20 protein-coding genes and 2 pseudogenes are annotated in these 20,869 nt (G+C 63.7%); 15 read left to right on the forward strand and 7 right to left on the reverse strand.

Annotation, left to right across the window (positions count from 1 at the left end; genetic code table 11):
• Positions 1 to 314: 314 nt before the first annotated feature.
• Entirely contained in the window at positions 315 to 764 is a 450-nt protein-coding gene (locus F3J19_RS03160; RefSeq protein WP_167037497.1) for a cupin domain-containing protein, read from the reverse strand.
• Between the two features lie 318 nt (positions 765 to 1,082).
• Here F3J19_RS03160 and F3J19_RS03165 point away from each other — a divergent pair, with 318 nt between their 5' ends.
• Complete coding sequence (locus F3J19_RS03165) at positions 1,083 to 1,484, forward strand: DoxX family protein (RefSeq protein ID WP_167037500.1); 402 nt, start codon at positions 1,083 to 1,085, stop codon at positions 1,482 to 1,484.
• A 115-nt stretch (positions 1,485 to 1,599) separates the two neighbouring features.
• Here F3J19_RS03165 and F3J19_RS03170 read toward each other — a convergent pair.
• Positions 1,600 to 1,722, reverse strand: a pseudogene (locus F3J19_RS03170) (transposase); the annotation flags it as partial.
• A 385-nt stretch (positions 1,723 to 2,107) separates the two neighbouring features.
• Positions 2,108 to 2,878, reverse strand: coding sequence for an IclR family transcriptional regulator (locus F3J19_RS03175; RefSeq protein WP_167037503.1), 771 nt, complete (start codon positions 2,876 to 2,878; stop codon positions 2,108 to 2,110).
• 308 nt (positions 2,879 to 3,186) lie between these two features.
• Here F3J19_RS03175 and F3J19_RS03180 point away from each other — a divergent pair, with 308 nt between their 5' ends.
• The 6 genes from F3J19_RS03180 (at position 3,187) to F3J19_RS03205 (ending at position 9,637) form a co-directional block, all read left to right on the forward strand.
• Entirely contained in the window at positions 3,187 to 4,542 is a 1,356-nt protein-coding gene (locus tag F3J19_RS03180; protein WP_167037506.1) for an MFS transporter, read from the forward strand.
• 19 nt (positions 4,543 to 4,561) lie between these two features.
• On the forward strand, positions 4,562 to 5,557 hold the full coding sequence (locus F3J19_RS03185; RefSeq protein ID WP_167037509.1) for an asparaginase: 996 nt from the start codon (positions 4,562 to 4,564) through the stop codon (positions 5,555 to 5,557).
• Positions 5,558 to 5,594: 37 nt separating this feature from the next.
• Entirely contained in the window at positions 5,595 to 6,536 is a 942-nt protein-coding gene (locus F3J19_RS03190; protein ID WP_167037512.1) for a polysaccharide deacetylase family protein, read from the forward strand.
• Positions 6,533 to 7,294 (forward strand): glucose 1-dehydrogenase, encoded by a 762-nt coding sequence (locus F3J19_RS03195; protein WP_167037515.1) that lies wholly within the window; start codon positions 6,533 to 6,535, stop codon positions 7,292 to 7,294. Before F3J19_RS03190 ends, F3J19_RS03195 begins: the two co-directional genes overlap by 4 nt.
• Positions 7,295 to 7,362: 68 nt before the next feature.
• Positions 7,363 to 8,187 (forward strand): phytanoyl-CoA dioxygenase family protein, encoded by an 825-nt coding sequence (locus F3J19_RS03200; RefSeq protein WP_167037518.1) that lies wholly within the window; start codon positions 7,363 to 7,365, stop codon positions 8,185 to 8,187.
• 103 nt (positions 8,188 to 8,290) lie between these two features.
• A complete protein-coding gene (locus tag F3J19_RS03205) occupies positions 8,291 to 9,637 on the forward strand; it encodes an MFS transporter (RefSeq protein WP_167037521.1) in 1,347 nt (448 codons plus the stop codon).
• An 82-nt stretch (positions 9,638 to 9,719) separates the two neighbouring features.
• Here the strand turns inward: F3J19_RS03205 and F3J19_RS03210 are convergent, their stop codons facing one another.
• The 4 genes and pseudogenes from F3J19_RS03210 to F3J19_RS03225 form a co-directional block, all read right to left on the reverse strand.
• Complete coding sequence (locus tag F3J19_RS03210; protein WP_167037524.1) at positions 9,720 to 10,571, reverse strand: phytanoyl-CoA dioxygenase family protein; 852 nt, start codon at positions 10,569 to 10,571, stop codon at positions 9,720 to 9,722.
• A 464-nt stretch (positions 10,572 to 11,035) separates the two neighbouring features.
• Entirely contained in the window at positions 11,036 to 11,512 is a 477-nt protein-coding gene (locus F3J19_RS03215) for an OsmC family protein (RefSeq protein WP_167037528.1), read from the reverse strand.
• 62 nt (positions 11,513 to 11,574) lie between these two features.
• Positions 11,575 to 12,368 (reverse strand): annotated as a pseudogene (dapF, locus tag F3J19_RS03220) (diaminopimelate epimerase).
• Positions 12,365 to 13,123, reverse strand: coding sequence for an NAD(P)-dependent oxidoreductase (locus F3J19_RS03225; RefSeq protein WP_167037531.1), 759 nt, complete (start codon positions 13,121 to 13,123; stop codon positions 12,365 to 12,367). The pseudogene dapF and the gene F3J19_RS03225 overlap by 4 nt, the downstream one beginning before the upstream one ends.
• A gap of 270 nt (positions 13,124 to 13,393) precedes the next feature.
• Here F3J19_RS03225 and F3J19_RS03230 point away from each other — a divergent pair, with 270 nt between their 5' ends.
• The 8 genes from F3J19_RS03230 to F3J19_RS03265 all read left to right on the forward strand — a co-directional run bounded on the left by F3J19_RS03230 (position 13,394) and on the right by F3J19_RS03265 (position 20,767).
• Positions 13,394 to 14,866 (forward strand): PLP-dependent aminotransferase family protein, encoded by a 1,473-nt coding sequence (locus F3J19_RS03230; protein WP_167037534.1) that lies wholly within the window; start codon positions 13,394 to 13,396, stop codon positions 14,864 to 14,866.
• A 334-nt stretch (positions 14,867 to 15,200) separates the two neighbouring features.
• Positions 15,201 to 15,728, forward strand: coding sequence for a Na+/H+ antiporter subunit E (locus tag F3J19_RS03235; protein WP_167037537.1), 528 nt, complete (start codon positions 15,201 to 15,203; stop codon positions 15,726 to 15,728).
• Entirely contained in the window at positions 15,721 to 15,981 is a 261-nt protein-coding gene (locus tag F3J19_RS03240) for a monovalent cation/H+ antiporter complex subunit F (RefSeq protein ID WP_167037540.1), read from the forward strand. Before F3J19_RS03235 ends, F3J19_RS03240 begins: the two co-directional genes overlap by 8 nt.
• A gap of 3 nt (positions 15,982 to 15,984) precedes the next feature.
• A complete protein-coding gene (locus F3J19_RS03245; RefSeq protein WP_167037545.1) occupies positions 15,985 to 16,227 on the forward strand; it encodes a hydrogenase subunit MbhD domain-containing protein in 243 nt (80 codons plus the stop codon).
• A gap of 3 nt (positions 16,228 to 16,230) precedes the next feature.
• Entirely contained in the window at positions 16,231 to 16,575 is a 345-nt protein-coding gene (mnhG, locus tag F3J19_RS03250; protein ID WP_167037548.1) for a monovalent cation/H(+) antiporter subunit G, read from the forward strand.
• A complete protein-coding gene (gene mbhE, locus F3J19_RS03255) occupies positions 16,572 to 17,276 on the forward strand; it encodes a hydrogen gas-evolving membrane-bound hydrogenase subunit E (protein WP_167037550.1) in 705 nt (234 codons plus the stop codon). The genes mnhG and mbhE overlap by 4 nt, the downstream gene beginning before the upstream one ends.
• 30 nt (positions 17,277 to 17,306) lie before the next feature.
• Positions 17,307 to 17,681, forward strand: coding sequence for a cation:proton antiporter subunit C (locus F3J19_RS03260; protein WP_167037553.1), 375 nt, complete (start codon positions 17,307 to 17,309; stop codon positions 17,679 to 17,681).
• A complete protein-coding gene (locus tag F3J19_RS03265) occupies positions 17,675 to 20,767 on the forward strand; it encodes a proton-conducting transporter membrane subunit (RefSeq protein ID WP_167037556.1) in 3,093 nt (1,030 codons plus the stop codon). Before F3J19_RS03260 ends, F3J19_RS03265 begins: the two co-directional genes overlap by 7 nt.
• Positions 20,768 to 20,869: the final 102 nt, after the last annotated feature.

The raw sequence follows: 20,869 nt of genomic DNA on the forward strand, positions 1-20,869 counted from the left end.
CGGCCAGTTCCGGTCTCCGCCTGCGCAGATCAGCCGCACCGCGATGCAGTGGGTTTATTTTCATACACCGTTTGGACTGCTGGTTCGCTGCGCACAAGGCGGCCATGTCGTCCGTGGGTGCATAACCACCAGTCGCACAAGCCCTCGCACCATCTCGCATGGATTGAGCACGCAGTCAGTGAACCGACTATGGCTTGTGGGCGTCATGGTCAGTGGGATAATCGCCGCCGCCATCATCGCTGGAATGTGCGGGGTGCGGATCTGAGGTGGGGACAGCGGGCCGAACGACCCGCCTGAGAGGCGTGACGAATCTCTTACTTGTCGAAGATCAGCAAATCGGTCGCATTGGTGTCGGCGATCAAGGTGGCGATAAGTGTGGCCGGTTCGGTATTGCTGGCATTCTCACTTACGATGTGGTGTTCGCCCGGGCGTTCCGTCCAGCTTTCTCCCGCATGGTAAACCCGCGCTTCACCGCCCTCGACCTGGCTGCGGATCGCGCCGGACAGGACATAGGCCGTCACAAACGACTGCCCATGACGGTGAGGCAGGGATTTGCCGCCCGGTGCGTAAGTCACAATCAAGGTGGTCAGCGACTTGCCGGGCACGGTGGCGATCGCATATTGGTACGCCTGCTTGATAGTCTCCCCGTTGGCATTGCCAGGGGCATTGGCATGAGCATCATGCGCTTGCGCCACGACGGGGGCACCGAGTGTCATGAACGCTACAGCGGCAGCAGTAGCGGCCCGTGATCGAAAGTGTTTCATGTGGATTCTCCAGTAGGCGCGGCGACGCAGATTCCAAGCTTTAACTACGACTAAATTTATCGTTGATAAAGCGTAATGGGTTTGGTTGCATCGTGCAAGCGGAAAGGTTGACCCACGCGACAGGTTGAGCTGATAGGGGGCTAACAAGCGTACTGGACGCTGAGCCTTTTTACTGTGTCGATATCCGGAATTATTTATCGCCAAACCAGAGATTTATCGCTGCAAATCGAATCAATAGACTGGCGCGCATGGAAGCAAGGATCCTGGCCGCCCGGCCACAACCACTTGCTCATCTCAACCCAATCAAGGAGCTCGACCATGACTGACTCTCGCACGGCCCCCTATGCCATCCTATTGCTTCGCCTCGCCCTGGGCGTCATGTTCCTCGCACATGGCCTGACCAAGGTGTTGGTGTTCACCCCGGCGGGCACCGTCAAGTTCTTCGCGTCGATTGGATTCGCCGGCTGGCTCGCCTACCCCGTAATGGCGTTCGAAGTCATTGCCGGGGTGCTGCTGATTCTGGGTGTGTTTTCCCGTTGGGTCACCGCGTTGGCCACGATTCAATTGCTGGTGGCGTCCACGGTCCACTTCGGCAACGGCTGGTCGTTTACGAACCCGAATGGCGGCTGGGAATATCCGATATTTCTGGCAATTGTCGCCGCGGCGATCACTTTGCTGGGTGATGGCGCGTGTGCGCTGAAAAGCTCAACGCAACGGTAAACGCGAGCGGTCCGCTCCTGCTTTCAAGGCCACCGACATAACGGTGTCGGGCTAGTACTACTGCGTCATAAAATCGTGTGTAGTGACACAGCAATATGGGCATCTCTGAAGTCGCCTGGAGATGTCCAAGGCCAAACGCCTGCTTGAGATCCTGGTAGTCGCGCTCAATGCGCCAGCGCATTTTGGCAACCTGAACGAGATGTTCCACAGGTGTGTCTTCTGGTAATGCCGAAAAATAGTTACAGCCCGTTTTTTCTCTGAACCTGTCTGCCTCAGTACCTCAAGCCGGGAGTCGATGCCAGTCAGAGTCGATACCGGCTGATCATTGCATGGCATCACTTCCAGCATGGTGAACATAGCCGGCTTGATCTGCAGAGGATGAGCCACTGACTCGAGAGGCCATATGCGAGATCTCGCTGCAAGAGAGGGATAGGCCCATCATTCTTGCCTTCTCTCATCGCAACCTGCCGCTCAGGCGAGAAGATCCGTTCAGAAACACGACACCAGCGCACGAGTTTCCCTCGCCGTGTGGGGATCGGCCAATCAGAGGGAATAAATAAGCGTCCGCCGCCGGGAGGCGAAAAAATACGCCATCGGCTGATGGGGCCTGCTAACAAGCACCGTTAGCCGCCCGTGTCGCCAAGCGCCGCGGCAATCTGCGCGGCGGCGGTACGCAACGGTTCGACGAGATCGGGCAGTTGCTCGAACGGCACGCGCGCGCTGGGGCCTGACATGCCGATACACAGAAAATCGCGCTGCGTCGACAACGGAATCACCACCGCGCAACCGATCACACCCTGGCCGTACTCCTCGTTGCTGAAGGCCCAACCGTACTTGCGCACTTCGCGTATGTGCGCGGCGAATGCGTCGCGCTCCGTGATGGTGTTCGGCGCGAGTGCAACCAGCGGATGCGCGTCGAGCCACGCATCGAGCGCCTCGTCGCCGAGCGACGCCAGATAGAGCTTGCCAATCGACGTGCAGTGCAACGGCGCGCTACGTCCCTGCTCCAGTTGCAGCCCACTCGCGCGCCGCACCTGTACCGCGTCGATGTACAGCACCTCGCCGTTGGCGATCGTACCGATCTGGCAGTGTTCCTGAATCTGGGCAGCGAGCCGTTCGAGGATCGCATGCGGTTCATCGGCGACAACCGCCGCTTCCAGCACCTGACTACTGAGCTCGATCAGCTTCGGCCCCGGCAGCACGAGTTTCTTCGACCCGATCGCGCGCTTGAGCAAGCCGCGCTCCTCGAGGTTCCCGACCATCCGATGCACCGTCGGCGCCGGCAGCCCCGCCGCGGCACCGATCTCGGCAAGGCTCAGCGCGCGGCGCGCTCGCACGATCGCGCCGATCACGGCAAAGATGCGATCGATGGGCTGGTCGTTGGACGGCGTCATGGGCATGTACGTATTCGAAGCGGGTTAAAGAATTCGCCCTCGCGGACGGCACCCGGCATTTTAGCCTGGAGTATTTCCAGCGATGCGCCACGCGCCTTGCGGGGCGCGGTTCGGCAAGGTTTTCGACGCAGCCGTTCGCCCCTGCGCACGATCGGCTGGAACCGGTCCCTGCTGCATCGCAATTTTGAAATCGATTGACGAACCCCCGAAAAAATCTCTAATATCGGAATTGTTTATTCCGTTTTATGGAATAAACACAGACCACCCTTTGACGGCACAGGCCGAATGCATCTGTAAGGTAGACCAACATGAATCTCGAATCGACGGCCGATATCGCCTCGAACGCGCCAGCATCGGAAGCCGCGTTGTCCGCCACGGTCGGGAGGGTGGCGCGGCGGCTCATCCCGTTCCTGTGCATCCTCTATTTCTTCGCCTATCTGGATCGCTTCAACGTCGGCTTTGCCGCGCTGACGATGAACCAGGATCTCGGGTTGTCGGTCGCCACCTACGGCTTCGCGGCATCGATGTTTTTCTGGGGCTACATCCTCTTCGAAGTCCCGAGCAATCTCGTGCTCGGCAAGATCGGCGCGCGCTTCTGGATTTCGCGGATCATGATTACGTGGGGTCTGATTTCGGCGGCCACCATCTTCGTGACGGGCAGCACGAGCCTGTCGACGCTGCGCTTTCTGCTCGGTGCCGCCGAGGCGGGATTTCTGCCCGGCATTCTCGTGTATCTGACCGAGTGGTTTCCACGCGCCGACCGCGCCCGCATGATCGGCCTGTTCCAGATCGCGATGCCGCTCTCCGGCGTGCTCGGCGCACCGGTCTCGTCGCTGATCCTCGCGCATATGCATGGCGTGGCCAGTCTCGCGGGATGGAAATGGCTCTTTCTCACCCAGGGTCTGCCGTCGGTGCTGCTCGGCATCTCGTGCCTGTGGCTGTTGCCGTCGCGCCCCTCGGAAGCGAAATGGCTCGGCAATCGCGAACGCATCGAACTCGAACGCGTGCTCGACGCCGAGCGCCAGCAGACCGAAGCCGTGCGCGTCTTCTCGCTGCGCGAGGGCTTCACCAATCCGCGCGTGCTGGTGCTGGCGCTGCTGTTCTTCTGTCTCGTGTGCGGCTCGACCGGCGTCGGCTTTTTCCTGCCACTGATCGTCAAGGACTTCGGGCTGTCGACCGTACAGATCGGCGTGGTCACCGCGATTCCCTATCTGCTTGCCGTGATCGGCATGGTGTGGTGGTCCCGCCGCTCGGACATCAAGGGCAAGCGCATCGAGTACGTCGCACTCGCGGCGATTTTCGCCGCCGCGGGTTTTCTGCTCGCCGCGTTCACGCTGAAGACGCCCGTCGTCGCCGTGATCGGCCTGAGCATGGGCTGTGTCGGCATCTTCGCGAGCTTTCCGGTGTTCTGGACCTTGCCGCCGTCGTTTCTGACCGGCACGACGGCCGCCGCGTCGATCGCCTTCATCAACTCGCTCGGTAACGTCAGCGGCATCGTCGGGCCGGGCGTGATCGGCTGGACGCGCGACGTATCCGGCGGCTTCACGCTCATGCTGGGCATCCTCGCGGTATTGATGGCAATCGCCGCCGCGCTTTCCTCGGTGTTCGCCCGCATGAACGCGCGCAGCGAACCCCATCTCGCGCAACCTCATCCGAACCGCTGATTTTCCGGAGACGACTCGCATGCAAGGCTTACCCGAAATCGCGTTGATCGGCTGCGGCGGCACGATCTCGACGCTCGCCACCGATCCGCTCGACACGATCGACTATCCGGAAACAGGCGAACGGCTCGACGTGGCCGCGGTACTCGAACGCGTCCCGCTCGCGCAGCGCTTTGCGCGCATCCGCGCCGTGCCGTTCCGCGCAACCGGCTCGTCCGCATTCGGTCCCGCGGAATGGCAGGATTTGCGCGCCGCCATCGAGGCGGTCGCGCCGACCGTACAGGGCGTCGTCGTGCTGCATGGCACGGCCACGATCGAAGAAACCGCGTTCTTCCTGCATATGACGCTGCGCACCGCGACACCGGTCGTGCTGGTGGGCTCGCAGCGTCCGCTGAACGTGCTGTCCAGCGACGCCGCCATGAACCTGCTGGCCGCGCTGCGTGTGGCCGGCTCGGCCGATGTGCGCGGTCATGGCGTGCTGGTCGTGCTCAACGACGAAATCCACAGCGCGCGCGATGTCGTCAAGACGTCGAACTACCGGCTGCAGACGTTCGCGTCGCCGCTTTATGGTCCGCTCGGCTACGTCGAAGGAGACGGCGCGTATTTCGCGCGCCGCTCGCTGCGCCGTCACGCGCCGGATAGCGCACCCGCCGCATGGACGGCCGACGCGCCGCTGCCGCGCGTGGACGTCGTGTACTCGGTCGCGGGCAACGACGGCGCGCTGATCGACGCGTCGTGCGACGCGGGAGCACGCGGCATCGTGTGCGCCGGTCTCGCGCCGGGCCTGCCCTCGCCGGCCGAACGCAAGGCGCTGCTGCGCGCACGCGAGCGCGGCGTCGCCGTCGTGCAGACAAGCCGCGCACACAGCGGAATGATTCCCGCGCGACGCTGGCTCGCCGAACACGGCATCGTCGCCGGCAGCGATCTCACGCCTCAGAAATGCCGGATTCTGCTGATGCTCGGCATCGCGCTCGGCTACGACACCAGCGGATTGCGCGAACTGTTCGCCACGCACTGAGAAGACTATCCGTCGCCCCAACATGAAAGGAGAACTCATGCTGAAACTGCCCCATCACAACCGTTACGAATACAGCGCGATCAACAACCGCAAGGACTACAGCTGGCCGGGCGGCAAGCGTCTTGCGCTCTACTTCGGCATCAACATCGAACACTTCTCGTTCGGCCACGGCATGCGCCATGCGATTTCGACGCAGCAGGTGCCGCCCGATCCGCGCACGTTCAGCTGGCTCGACTACGGCAACCGCGTCGGCGTGTGGCGGCTCTTCGATCTCTTCGACGAGATGAAGCTGCCCGCGTGCCATCTGATCAACACGACCGTGTTCGATTACGCGCCGGACATTCTCGAAGCCATCAAGGCGCGCGGCGATGAAATCATCGGCCACGGGCGCACCAACGCCGAGAAGCAGGGCGACATGTGGGAAGAAGACGAGGCGCGTTTTCTCGCCTATATCCACGACAAGATCCGCACCGACAGCGGCACCGCGCCGCGCGGCTGGATGGCGCCGTGGATGTCGCAATCTCACGTCACGGCCGATCTTCTCGACGAAACCGGCTTCCGTTTCGCGATGGACTGGCCGTTCGACGACCAGCCGATCTGGATGCGCACGCGCAACGGCCGCCTGATGTCGCTGCCCTATCCGCTCGAAATCAACGACTCGCCGCAGGTCGTCGTGCAGAAGCAGACCGGCGAAGCGTTCGCCCAGTCGATCATCGATCAGTTTGACGAAATGATCGAGCAATCCGAAAAGCAGCCGCTCGTCTGCGGCATCGCGCTGCACACCATGGTGGTCGGTCAGCCGTTCCGTTTGCGTGCGTTGCGCCGCGCGTTGCAGCACATCGTCTCGCATCCCCTGTTCGACCGCGTGTGGCTCACGCGCCCCGGCGCAATCTACGACCACTGCTGTTCGCTGCCGCAAGGCACGATTCCCGGCGACGACTACCCGTGGCGCGAGGGCGCAAGAGAGGGGACGCGATGAAACTCGCCGACAAGGTCGCCATCGTCACCGGCGCGGCGTCCGGCATCGGCGCGGATGCGGCCCGCACCTTCGCGCGCGAAGGCGCGAAGGTCGCGCTCGTCGATCTGAACGGCGATGCGCTCGCGAGCGTCGAGCGCGAGATTACCGAGGCAGGCGGGGAAGCGCTCGCGATCTGCGCGAATGTCGCCGATGCCGAAGCGGTGCAAGCCGGCGTCGCACGCGTGCTGTCGCGCTGGCAGCACGTCGACGTATTGCTGACCTGTTCGGCGATCTCGCCGGGCGGACGCGTCGACGAACTGGACGAGGCGACGTGGGATCGCGTGTTCGACATCAACGTAAAGGGCTGCTTTCTATGGGCCCGCGCCGTCCTGCCGACGATGCTCGCGCGGCAGCGCGGCTCGATCGTCTTCGTCGGCTCGCAACTGGTGGCGTCGAGCGGCGGCGGCAACGCCTCGTATGTCGCGAGCAAGGGCGCGGTCGCCACACTCGCGAAGACGATGGCGGTGGACTACGCATCGCAGGGTATCCGCGTGAACGCGCTGATGCCCGGCGTGATCGACACGCCGATGTCGCGTACCTCGATCGGACGCAGCGCCGATCCGGACGCGACCCGCACGCGCTGGCAGAACCGCCATGCGATGAAGCGCTTCGGGCGCGTGGAAGAAACCTCGCGCGCGGCCCTCTTTCTCGCCAGCGACGATTCCTCGTTCACCACTGGCAGCTGGCTTTTCGTGGACGGCGGCTGGTCCGCCACCTGAGCGCACGCGGGCCGTATCCGGCCCGCGCATTGCGCAACATCAACAGTCATTGAAGGACACTTCGCATCATGGGCAAGAAACTTAGCGACGCACAGATCCAGCACTATCGCGACTTCGGCTACGTCAGCCCGGTCGACGCCTTTCCGGCCGATCAGGCCGCGAACTATCTTCAGCAACTCGAAGCATTCGAGGCAACCCGCAACCAGCAGATGGGCAAGGGCTTCAATTTCAAACCGCATCTGCTCTTTCCATGGGTGGACGAAATCGGCCGTCACCCGGCCGTGCTCGACGCCGTGGAAGACCTGATCGGCCCGGACATCCTGCTATTCAATCTCGCCGTGTGGCCCAAGAAAGCGCATGACCCGGCTTATGTGTCCTGGCATCAGGATTCGACCTACTTCGGGCTGGAGCCCAGCACGCAGGTCACGATCTGGGTCGCGCTGACCGATGCGTCGATCGAAGCGGGCTGCATGGAAGTCGTGCCCGGATCGCACAAGCTCGGCCAGCTGCATCACGGCGAAGTGCCGTCCAAAGACATTCTGTTGTCGAAAGGCCAGACGATCGACGTCGACTACGATCGCAGCAAGACCGCCTTCATGCCGGTCAAACCGGGACAATTCTCGATACACGACACCTATCTGATCCACGCATCCGGTCCGAACCAGTCGGATCACCGGCGAGTGGGGCTCGGCTTCAGCTACATCCCGACGCACGCGCGCAATGTCGGCTCAACGCGTCTGACGGCCATGCTCGTGCGCGGCGAGGACACATTCGGCTATTACGACGACGAACCGCGTCCGCGCGTGAACAACGGCGAAGCGGAGCAGGCCTTTCATCAGGAAGCGGTTGCCCGCTTCCAGCGGGGACTCGACGAGCAGGCCGCCAAGTATTGAAGCGTTAGCGCGCGGGAGTTCGTGTATCGCGCTCCCGCGGCGATCGGGCATCGTCGCCGTTAAATGCTGTGCAAGAAAACTCACCAGGAAAGGAGTAGGGACAATGTCACAGTCATTTTCGCAAGCCGCATCTACGACTGCCTCGAACCGGCTGGTCAGCGCGACCACCTCGAAGGTCGCCCGCAAGCTGGTTCCGTTCCTGCTGGTTCTGTATTTCTTTGCCTATCTCGACCGCTTCAATGTGGGCATCGCTTCGCTCACGATGAACAAGGATCTGGGTTTATCCATGGCGGCCTATGGATTTGCCGCTTCCATGTTCTTCGTGGGCTATATTCTTTTCGAGGTTCCGAGCAACATCGTTCTAGGCAAAGTCGGCGCGCGTTACTGGATCGCCCGCATCATGATTTCGTGGGGCGTGCTGTCGTCCGCCATGGTCCTCGTGCAGGGTGAGACCAGCATGGCGGTTCTGCGATTTCTGCTGGGTGTGGCCGAAGCGGGCTTTTTCCCCGGCATCGTCGTTTATCTGACGCAATGGTTCCCGAGGTCGACCCGGGCCGGAGCCCTGGGCATGTTTGCGGTGGCCATGCCATTGGCCGGCGTCGTGGGCTCGCCCATTTCCGCCGTGATCCTGAACTACACCGATCATGTGCTGGGCATGCAGGGCTGGAAATGGCTGTTCCTGCTCGAAGGCTTACCCTCGGTACTGCTTGGCATTGCCTGCCTGTGGCTGCTGCCCTCGCGGCCCGCGGACGCAAAATGGCTGAGCGCCGCCGAGCGATCCGCCCTCGAAGCGGTGCTCGAAGCCGAGCGCAAGGAAACCGAGGCCGTGCATAAGTTTTCGCTGATGGAAGGCTTCATGACCCCGCGCGTGCTGATCCTCGCATTACTGCTGTTTTGCCTGATCTGCGGCTCGTCCGGGTCCGGCTTCTTCCTTCCCCAGGTCATCAAGGATTTCGGCCTCGGTACGGTTCAGGTAGGCGTCGTGACGGCCATTCCCTATCTGCTGGCCGCTATCGCGACAGTCTGGTGGTCGCGCCAGGCGGACCGTCATCATGGGGGCATACGCTATGTGGCGATTCCTGCGGCCTTCAGCGCCGTCGGCTTCCTGATCGCGGCGACTTTCTTGCAGACGCCGTTTGTTGCCGTGATCGGTCTCAGCATGGCGTGCATGGGCATCTTCGCGACGTTCCCGGTTTTCTTCACGGTGCCCCAGACCTTCATGACCGGCCTCGCCGCCGCAGCAGCGATCGCGTTCGTCAATTCCTTCGGCAATATCAGCGGTATCGTGCTGCCCGGGTTTATCGGCTGGACACGCGACGTATCGGGTGGTTTTGCGCTGATGCTTTATATCCTGTCGGGGATTTTCGCTTTTGCCGTATTCCTGTGCTGGTGTTTCTCCGCGCTCCATCGCCGGCAGCAGGCAGCGGATCGTCAGCAAGCGCTGGCATAGCACGAGAAGAGGTCGTCCGGCGCAACCGTGTAAGCGGGTTCCCAGCCTCGGGAGAGCAAGAGAGGCTGGTCCCGGTGCAAGCTCAATAGCGCTTCGCCTGCTCGGCGTTCAGTTCCTGGAAGCGGCCCAGCGAGAACTGATGCGCCGCCTGTTCCGCTTCACCATAGTCGACCTTCGGACGCGGCTCGTCGTCGAAATTGCCGTACCTGTCTTCGCCACGCATCAGCATGGCGCTCAGCCTGACATCGCTCTTGCATCGCGACGAAGCCGGGATGTAGCTCAGCGCCATGCCGACACGCCGAAAATCGGACTCGTTCGGACCCGATGCGTGAATCAGAAACGTATCGTGCAGCGAGCACTGACCTGCCTTGACCGGCATGAATTCAGTACGAGACTTGTCGTACGGCACGTCGATGGTCTGCCCGCGCGACAGCAGAATATTGTCGGACTTGACCTCCGCGTGATGCAGCTGTCCCAGCTTATGCGAGCCCGGCACGACCTCCATGCAGCCGGACTCGATCGGCGCATCGGCCAGTGCGATCCAGACCGCAACCTGCGTGGAAGGGTCCAGCCCGAAGTAGGTCGCGTCCTGGTGCCAGCTGACGTAGGCCGGATCATGAGCATCCTTGGGCCACACCGCCATATTGAAGAGCCGGATATCAGGCCCGATCAGATCTTCCACGTAATCGAGAATGATCGGGTTATGAACAATTTCGTCGACCCAGCGAAACAGCAGATGCGGCTTGAAGTTGAAACCCTTACCTTTGCGCGGCGTGAAACCCTGCGCCTTGTTCTGCTGGTTCTGGCTGGCCTCGAATGCTTCCAGCTGATCCAGATAACCCTTCGCCTGCTCCTTGCTGAACACGTCCAGCGGATACAGGAAACCGTTGTCGTTGTATTTGTCGACCTGCGCTTGCGTTAATCCTTTCAGCATTGCCTTCTCCAAAAAAATGCCCCGTCGCGCGGGATGCACGGTGCGAGCACACTTCGTCATGACCGTTATACGGATCACTCTCCCCGACAATTTATTCCATATTTCGGAAATATTTATTCTATATTTTAAAATAAATGTCTCGGGTGTCAAGCAAACGCATTCCCTGACAGGAGACGTTGGGGGATGGGCGACGCGGGTTTCGTGGGGATGAAAGGAGAAGGTCCGGCTCGCCGCCGGGGGCTGCAACGTCCCGCCGGAGCAGGAAAAGATGGGGATCGGGAAGAACATCCGGGACAGGCGTCAGCGGATCTGGCAGAGGGTGCCGACGTGCGGAGGATGGGGCATCGATCCCGACACGCCAGCGGGCCACGAAGCGCTTCTTCGCGCCATGACCGGGTGTCGGGTTGAGGGGAGTATGAGGAGAGGCTACCGAAGCCTCTGAAGCGGAAAAACGTGCGCGAAGCTCAGGACGCCGCCTGCTCGATCACCGGCTCGCATCGAATCGGAAAATTGACCGAGTTCGCGATATAGCACTTCTGATGCGCAACATGATGCAATGCTTCCGCGAGGCTGCCGTCGTCGCCGGCTCGAATCGTCACGCGCGGGCGCAGGACGATCTGCGTGAAACGCCCCTGTTCGGGGTCGTCCATCATCGTGCCGTCCGCCTCGTCCGCATACGCCAGCACACAGACACCCGCATCCGCGCACAGATGCAGATACCACAGCTTATGGCAAGCCGAGGCCGCGGCTACCAGCAAATCTTCGGGATTCCAGCGCGCCGCGTCGCCGAGAAACGCGGCGTCGGCCGAGCCTGCGATATCGGGCTTCGCGCCCGCGCGAATCGTATGGTCACGACCATAGTCGCGATATCCCGACGTGCCGCTGCCCTTGTTGCCGGTCCAGTCGACCGTCACGCGATACGTGTGCTTACCGTAGGCCATCGTGTTCTCCTCTGAAGTCGAAGCGTTGCAGCGCTGCATGTGAGCGCCGCCCTCATCGCAAATCAGAGCATACCGTGGAACATCGGCTCGACCGGACCGGTCAGCACGACGCCACCCCGCCCGTCCCATTGCACCGTGACCGGCCCGCCGTCGCATTCCACCTCGACGGTGTCGTTCAGCAGCCCACGCCGGATACCGCCGACCGCCGCGCCGCACGCACACGAGCCCGAGCCGAGCGGAATGCCGCCGCCGCGCTCCCAGATACGCAGCCGGATGCGGTTGCGGTCGATCACCTGAACGAAGTGGACATTTGTCCGCCTGGGAAAAGCGGATGCGCTTCGATCCGCGGACCGAGCGCGCCGACGTCTACGACCGAAAGATCGTCGACGAAAAAAGTGCAATGCGGATTGCCCATGCTGCAGGCGACGGGATCGCCTTCGAGCGGCAAACGGATCGTATCCACGGCCCACGCCAGCGGAATGTCGCGCCAGTCCAGCAGCGGTGCGCCCATCTCCACCGACACACCTCGCTGCGCGTGCCGGACGCAGGTGAGCAGGCCGCGCGTCGTGCGCAGCACGACCGACGCCAGGCCGCGCTCGCGCATCAGCAGATCGGCGACGCCGCGCGTGGCGCTGCCGCAGGTGTCGAGCGCGGAGCCATCCGCATTCCAGAACACGAGGCGGGCCGCGGCATCGTCGCAATCAAGCACGACCACGAGCTGATTGAAGCCGATGCCCCGCTGCCGGCTCCCGAGTCGGCGCGCCATCTCGCCCGTGATCGGGTCGTCCTGCCCGCGCCTGTCGACGATCACGAAGTCGTCGCCGTTCGCGTGCATCTTCAGGAACGGCACCGTCATGCAAGGTTCGTCGGAGCGGGATGCCCGGCCCGCGCATCCTTCGACGGATGCCAGCCCAACTCGCGTTTCGCCTTGCCGGTCGAGACGGCGGGGTTGTCTTCGGCGATGTTGTAGATGCCGCCCTCCGATCGCTTGAGGGCGAGGCACGCGGCCCGCGCCGCATCGACGACGTGGACCGGGCTGACGCCCGTGGCCTGCTCCGCGCCCGTGCCGGGTCCGTACAGTTGCCCGTAGCGCAGCACCGTGCCGACGAGCGGCGCCGCCAGCACCTGACGCTCGAGCGAAACCACGCCGTTGATGGTGACATGACGGTCGCCCTGCGCGTCGACGTCGAGCGGAGCGGTCTCGTCGAACGGCATCGGGCCGGCGCGATACGCCCACGCGATGCTCTGGGCGACGAGGCGCGCCGCCTTCACGGCGACGGCCGCCGCGACCAGATTGCGCGTGCCCTCGTCGCGGACACGGGTGTTGCGCCCCACGGCCTCGCGCATCAGTGCCGGGTTGAGCCCCGCGGGAAGATCGGTGAGCTGGTGGATCACGCTATCGGGCACGATGCGCGCGAACGCCTCGTCGAGCGCGTGCGCGTCGAATACGTCGAGCACGACCGGCGTGGCGCCGAGCGCTTCGAGCAGCGGCGCGCGCGCCGCCTGGCGCGTGCTGCCGTACACCGCGTAACCGGCCTCGACGAGCATCGGCACCAACGCCTGGCCAATCGCTCCCGTCGCCCCCGCCACGAACACTTTCCTGCTGGCCATTCTTTTCTCCTGGCAAAACCATTTCAACGACAATCCCGCCGTCAGGGCGAGCCATGCGCGGCAAACGGCGCGCACGTAGAATTCACCGTCATACGCGCTGCGCGCCGCCTGCCGAGTATAGGATCGGACGGGCTCGCGCGTGGGCCATAAAGGATGGTGCGAATTGGGCCAACGGCTGCACCGGCTCGCCTGTTTTCCTCGCGACGGGCGCTGCGACGGTCGCCGCGTGGGTCACCGCGCGGTCACCATATAGGCAACATGGAAGGGACTGTGATCGATTTTCTGATTGAGCTGGGTCAGCACGGCACGCTGCAGCAGCGCGTCTACGAAGGCATTTATGCGGCGCTGCGCGACGGGCGTCTTCAGCCGGGACAGCGGCTGCCCGCTTCGCGCATCTGGGCCATCGAACTGGGTGTTCCGCGCAACACGATCCGCGAAGCCACCTCGGCGCTCGTGGCGGAAGGCTGGCTCGAAGCGCGCACCGGCACGGGGCTCTTCGTGCGCGACGTGCCAAGGCCGTCCGTTCGCGATGGCGAACCCGGCGCGGACACGCCGCACGACGTATCCGCTACCGCCGCGCCCGCCCGCCCCACGCCCGCGCTGTCCGCCTGGGCCGCACGGCTGCCCGCCGCGGAAGGGCTGCTGCCGGTTCACGCGCTATCGATCGACTTCCGGCTCGGGGCCGTTTCGTCGGGGGCAGAGCGGCTCTTTCGCTACCGGCGGCCAGGCGCGCTCGACGGAGACGCACGCGCCGCCCCGCTCGCCGCGTACGGCGACGCGGCCGGCGAGGCGCGTCTGCGTGAACGGCTTGCCGTCTATCTGCGCCAGTCGCGAGCGGTGCGTTGCACGGCCGACGACATCGTCATCACGAGCGGCTCGCATCAGTCGCTCGATCTGCTGTGCCGGTTGCTGCTCGACCCCGACCGCACGCTCGCGGTCGAGGACCCCGGCTATCCGGTGGCCGTGCATCTCGCGCGGCTCGCGGGCGCCGATGCGCTGCCGGTGCCGGTCGACGACGACGGCCTTGTCGTCGACGCGATTCCGGATGGCGTGGCCGGCGTCGTCTGCACGCCGAATCATCAGTTTCCGCTCGGCGTGGCGATGTCGCCGGCGCGGCGCGAACGGCTGCTCGCACGCGCCGCGCGCGCGCCGTTCTTCGTGATCGAGGACGACTACGACTGCGAGTACTATCAAGGCACCGCGCCCGCGCCGAGCCTGCAATCGTTCGACTCGCACGAACGCGTGATCTACGTGGGCTCGCTCTCGAAGATCCTGGCGCCGGGACTGCGGCTCGGCTACATCGTCGCGCCTCGCTGGTTGCGCGATCCGCTGCGGCACGCGCGCTGGATCGCCGATCGGCAAAGCTCCACCTATCTGCAGAATGCGCTGCTGACGGTCATGGCGAGCGGTGACTTCGCGACGCATCTGCATCGCATGCGCGCCGAATATGGCCGACGCCGCGCGGTTCTGCTCAGGGAACTGGAACGCACGCTCGGCGCATGGCTCAGTCCGCTGGCTTCGCGCTGCGGGATGCACGTGGCGGCACGCGTTCGCGGGCCGCAGGGTGCCGCGCCGCTATGCCGGATTGCCCGTGACGCGGGTATCGGAGTCTACGAAGGCCAACGCTTTTCGATGACGGGAGCCGCATCGGACATCATGGTCTTCGGATTTGGCAACGTGACAGAAGCGCAGATCGTCGAAGGAACTGCGAGACTCGCCCATGCGTGGCGGCAGAGCGCCTGACGTTCTCCGGGTCGTCTCCGGGTCGCCCACTCAATGACACGGCAATGTCGTTCAGATCACCTTGCAAGCGCGTGCCTGTTCGATCCGATTCGCGGTACAGATAAATTGTCCCGCTTCATTTTTTGCCTTGCCTGAAGGCAGATCAGCGTCAACCGGCGGTCGCTCGTCGAGCCATGCGATTGCGCTATTCACGTCGTATTCCTGCCGTTCGGCCAAGCTCCCGGCATGCACGCAAATACACACTTGTGAACTCTTCACGCGGCGCCGCTTCGGTTGCTTTGCCCTACGTTGTCACCTAGAATTTTCGGCAGCGCCTTTTCAAGGATCGGATGACGTGGCCTCGCACAACGGAAAACCGGTGTCGTCGTTTGTTCCTCGGGGGATGCCCGGCCTCTGGGCCGTCCTGTTCGCGATCTGGATGATCGCCAATGCGTCGCTTGCGATCGAGCCCGCGCTCGTCGGTCTTGCCATTACATGCGTCATCGCCCATGTCTTCGCCTCGTCGAGCGAAGCATGGCGCCGTCTTCGCATCAGGCCCGGCACGCTCTATCACTTCGTTGCCTATAGCGCGACGTTTCTCGTCGAACTCGTGCGCGCGAATCTCAACATGATGGCGTACGTCTACTCGCCGCGTATCGACATTCACCCCGGCATCGTCAAGGTGCGCACGCGTCTGGCGTCGCCGCTCGGCCGGCTCGCGCTGGCGAACTCGATTGCCCTGACGCCCGGTTCGCTCGTCATGGACATCCGCGACGACATCGTGTTCGTTCATTGGCTCGACGTGAAGACGACCGATATCGACTCAGCCACTCAAATACTTGTCACTCCTTTCGAACGACATCTGGAGAAAGTCTTTGGCTGAGATCATGTTGCAGATCGCCTCGGTGCTGATCTTCTTCGCGATCCTGTTCGGCGTGATCCGCCTCGTGCTCGGCAAGACGCTGATCGACCGGGTCGTCGCCATCGACATGCTCACGGTTATCTCGATCTCGCTGATCGCGCTTTACGCGCAGACCTCGGGCCGTTTCGTCTATATCGACGTCGCGCTCGTCTACGGTCTCCTGAGCTTTCTCGCGGTGCTCGCGATTGCGCGCTTTCTCGAAAGAGGGCTGTGAGCCATGTTCGACCTGCTCCTGCTGCTGATATGCGCCAGCATTCTCGCGAGCGGCCTGCTCGCGGTCTGCCTGAAAAACCTCATGGCCGCGATGGTGAGTTCGGGGCTGGCGAGCCTGTTCGCCGCGCTGGCCTTTCTGCTGCTCGCCGCGCCCGACGTCGCGATGGCAGAGGCTGCCATCGGCTCGGGGCTCGCGACCTTCATCTTTCTCTACGCGATCCGCAAAACCGGCTATCAGAAGGGCTAGCGCATGTTCGAACTGGTCGGCAGCGTGTTCATCCTCGTGGGCGCCGTCTTTCTGTTCTCCGCGGGTCTCGGCCTGCTGCGCATGCCGGACGCGTATACGCGCATCCAGGCCGGCACCAAGGCATCGACGCTCGGCAACATGCTCGTGCTGATTGGTCTCGCGTTCTATCACCCGGACTGGACGTTCCGCCTGATTCTCGTCATTTACTTCGTGCTGGTAACGAACCCGGTGTCCTCGCATGCGCTGTCGCGCGCGGCATGGCTGATCCGCACGCCGATGGCTTCGGCCACGATGATCGACGTGCTTGCCGACGAAGCCGGGCGCGCCGCAAGGGAAGCGGAATCATGATGCGTCGCGCCGCCGCCGCACTGACCGTCGTGCTGTTCGCGCTGGTGTTCTGGCGCATCGTCGGCGGCTACACGGAATGGCAGGCACTGCGCCCGCTCGCCGCGCACTATGTCATGCGCGGGCCGCTCGAACTCGGCGCGCCGAACATCGTGACCGGCATTCTGATTGCGTATCGCGGCTTCGATACGCTCGGCGAAGTCACCGTGCTGTTCATGGTCGCGGCGAGCGTCGGCGTGCTGCTGAAAGAGGAAAGCGACGCGGCCTCCACGGCCGCCGCAAGCGCAGCCACGCCCGCGCGCCGCCCTGCCGGCGAAATCGTGCGCACCGGCACCCAGGTGCTGCTGCCGATGATCCTCACCTTCGGCGCCTATGTGATCGTCAACGGTCACCTGTCGGCGGGCGGCGGCTTTCAGGGCGGCGCGATCGTCGCCTCAGGCGCGATGCTGATGCTGCTCGCGCGGCCCGGCTCGACCTTGAACGTCGCGCTGCTGGGCGTCGTCGAATCGCTCGCGGGCGTGATCTACGTAGGCGTCGGCATTCTGGGCCTCGTGCTCGCGGGCAGCTTTCTCGACACACGTTTTCTGCCGCGCGGCGAGTTCGGCGCGTTCTTCAGCGCCGGCGCGATTCCGCTGATTTCCGCGCTGCTCGGCGTCAAGGTCGGCGCGGAACTGAGCGTCATTATCGACCGGTTCAGAAGCTGAGCCGCCTTGCATGGGATCGGAGTCAAGCGCATGAGCATAGGGGTGCCGGTTTCGACCATTCTGCTGATCACGGGCTTCTGCCTCGCGTTGATCGGCCTCTGGGGCATGCTGACCCACCGCAACATTCTGCGCATCATCATCGGCTTCGCGGTGATCGATACGGGCCTGCACATCGTGATGGTCGCGACCGGCTACATCACGGGCGGCACCGCGCCGATCATCGACGCGGCGCTCAGCAAGACGAGCGCGGCGCAACATGCCATCGATCCGGTTCCGTCCGCGCTCGTCGTCACCGCGATCGTGATCGGCCTCTCGGTCACGGCCATCATGCTTGCCTTCGCGATCCGTCTTTACGCCGCCAGAAAGACGCTGTCCATCGACGCGTTCACCGAGTCGAAATGGTAGCCGCGCTCTTTCATCCGCTGCACATCTTCATTCTCGGGCTCGGCGGCGGCTTCGTCATTCCGCTGCTGTACCGGCTCGGCAAGCCGTGGCTCACGCTCGGCTTTTTCCTCGCGCTGTGCGGCATCGTGCTCGTCTCCGGCGTATCGCTTCTCGGACTGCTCGACGGCGGCGACACGATCGACGTGCTGACCGCGGGCGCGCTGCCGCCGGTCTCGATCAACCTGCGCTTCGGCCTGTGGGAAGGCTTCTTCACCTTCAGCGTCAACGTGGTCGCGCTGCTCGGCGCGCTGCATCTATGGGACCGCTTGCGCGGCAATTACGCGGCGCTGCTGCTGTATCTGATTCTCGTGATGGGTATCGACGGCATGGTGATGACCCGCGACCTGTTCAACCTGTTCGTGTTTCTCGAGATCGTCTCGATCGCCACCTATGGGCTCTTCGGTCTCGACCGCACGCACGCCGCGCTCGCGGCCGCGTTCAAGTACATCATGGCGACCGTGATCGCCTCGACGTTCTTCCTGCTCGGCACGGTGCTGCTCTACTACGTGAGCGGCACGCTCAATATCGACGATCTGCTCGCGATGCGCGCACAACTGCGCAGCCCGATCGGCACGACCGCGACGCTGCTCGTATTCGCGAGCCTCGTGATCGAACTGAAGCCGTTTCCGGCGAACGGCTGGGGGCTCGACGTCTACGAGACCGCGCCGAGCGGCGTGGCCGCAATGGTGTCGGTCGGCGTATCGGCCGGGGTGTTCTTCGCGCTGTTCAAGCTGCTGCCGCTGTTCGACGGCCAGCTCACGCTGCTCGCGGTGTCGAGCGGCGTGACCTTCCTGTTCTCGAACCTGCTCGCGTTGAAGCAAACGAAACCGCAACGCGTGCTCGGCTATTCGTCGATCGGACAGATGGCGCTCCTGATGCTCTCGCTCGCGCTGCTGCGGCAAGTCGGCGCGGATGCATCGATTCCGCTCGTCGTGGGCGGCCTTTTCGTCAACCATCTGCTGGCGAAGGCGGGCCTGTTCTGGCTGATCGGCGTGCTGCGCCAGCACGGCAACCACGCGCGGGCGATCCTCTCGCGCAGTCCGCTGCTGATCGGCCTGGTCGGGCTCTTCATGGTCGCGATCGCGGGGCTGCCGCCGTTCCCCGGCTTCTGGGCGAAGTGGGAACTCGTCATGCGCCTGACCGCCACCGGCAAGCCGTACTGGATCGTGCTGATCCTCACGGGCTCGCTGCTCGAAGCGGCTTATATGTTCCACTGGTTCGTGCGCGCGCTGAGCCCGTCCGACGAAGCGGCGACGCCCGGCCCCGAGCTCGTCGCGCTGCTGCCGCTTTTCGGCGTGGCGATCCTGCTGGGCGTGACGGGCTACACCGCCGCTGCGTTCTCGGGCGTCGCCTCGGCGTGGATCTTTTCGCCGCTCGCAGCGGGCGCGCTGTTCTATGCGGCCGACCGTCTGCCGGGACGCGTGAAGGGCGTGCTCGCGCTGATCGCCGTCGCGCTGATCGGCAGCCTGCTCGCCGAGGGCACGCGCGGCATCGCGGGGCTGTTCGCGTGGCTGCTGCTCGCCGGCAGCTTCGTGATCGCCGCGGCGAGCCTCTATCGCGACGACGTGCGCGCGGGTTTCTATCCGATGCTGATCGTTCTGCTGCTGTCGATTCCGGCGCTGCTGCGTTCGTCGACGACGCTCGAATTCTTCTATAGCTGGGAGATCGTGACGCTGTCGTCGTGCTTCCTGATCGCGAAGTGCCGGCGCGCGGGTCCGCATGTGCTGACCTTCCTGCTGTTTTCGCTGCTGTCGGCGTTTTTCCTGCTTGCGGGTTTCGCCGACGTCGCCGCCATCGACGGCAGCATCGAACTGTCCGCGCTGATCCACGCGGGACCGGAAGCGAACCGCGCGTTCGTACTGCTCGCGACCGGCTTCCTGATCAAGGCCGGCGCGATCGGCGTACACGTCTGGTTGCCGGGCGCCTACACCGAAGCGGAAGACGACGTGACCGCGATGCTCTCGGCCGTGGTCAGCAAGCTCGCGATGTTCGGCCTGCTGATCGGCACCTATCTGACGATACGCTCCGAGGTCGGCCTCGAACTCGCGCACGTGATGACATGGATCGGCATGCTCACCACGCTTGCGGGTGCGCTGATGGCGTTGCGGCAGAACGACTTCAAGCGTCTGCTCGCGTTCTCGAGCATGAGCCAGATCGGCTATATCGTCACCGCGATCGGCCTGATGAGCCACCTCGGCTGGGTCACGGCGCTGTATCTGGTCGCCAATCACATGCTCGTGAAAGGCATCCTGTTCCTCGCGCTCGCGGGCGTGATCCTGCGCACCGGCACCCACAACTTCGCCGACATCGGCGGCCTCGCGCGCGAGATGCCGCTCACGTTCGCGATGGTCGTGATCGCGCTCGTGTCGATGTCGGGCCTGCCGCCGCTGATGGGCTTCGGCGGCAAATGGCTGCTGCTGAGCGCGATGACCGACAAGGGCTGGTACGGGCTCGCCGTGTGCGGACTGATCGTCACGTGCGCCGGCTTTCTCTACATGCTGCGCCTGCTCAACGGCATCTTTCTCGGTGCGCGTTCGCCGCAACGGCCCGCGGTCCGCGAGGCGCCGGTCATGCTGCTCGTGCCGCAGTTCCTGCTGGTGGTCGGCATTGTCGTTCTGTCGTTCTTTCCGAAGCTGCTGATCGAGCCGGTCTCCGCCGCAATCGACCCGCGGTTCGCGGCGACGCTCGTGTGGGGCGGCATGTCGCTCGAAAGCATCTACGGATTCTGGAACCCGACGCCGGTCGTGATCGTCGTGCTGATCGTGTCCGCGATCGTGCTCGGACTCGGCGTGCTGTTCTATCGCAACCGGCGCGGCAACGCGCGCAATGCGCCCGATTTCTACCACTTCTATCGGCCGCTGCTGGGCCGCACGGTGCCGCCGTTCGCGCAGATGTTCTGGCGCGGCGCGGCACATTTCGCGCTCGCCGCGGCGGCCCGGATACGCCGCATCTATACCGGTAACGGACAGACTTACGCGCTTTACGTGCTGCTCTATTTTCTCGTGATCTATTTCGCGAGCACGGGGCTGACCGGGGCCCGGACGTAGTCGGGAGGTATGGCCACGCCGCGCTCGTGATCTTCATGCCGTCATCACGTGACGATCGCAACCCCGCTTATCGCCTGTTTGTTGCTTCGAAGATTGACGGTT

The organism is Burkholderia sp. Ax-1724, assembly GCF_011752995.1.
Taxonomy (GTDB): domain Bacteria; phylum Pseudomonadota; class Gammaproteobacteria; order Burkholderiales; family Burkholderiaceae; genus Paraburkholderia.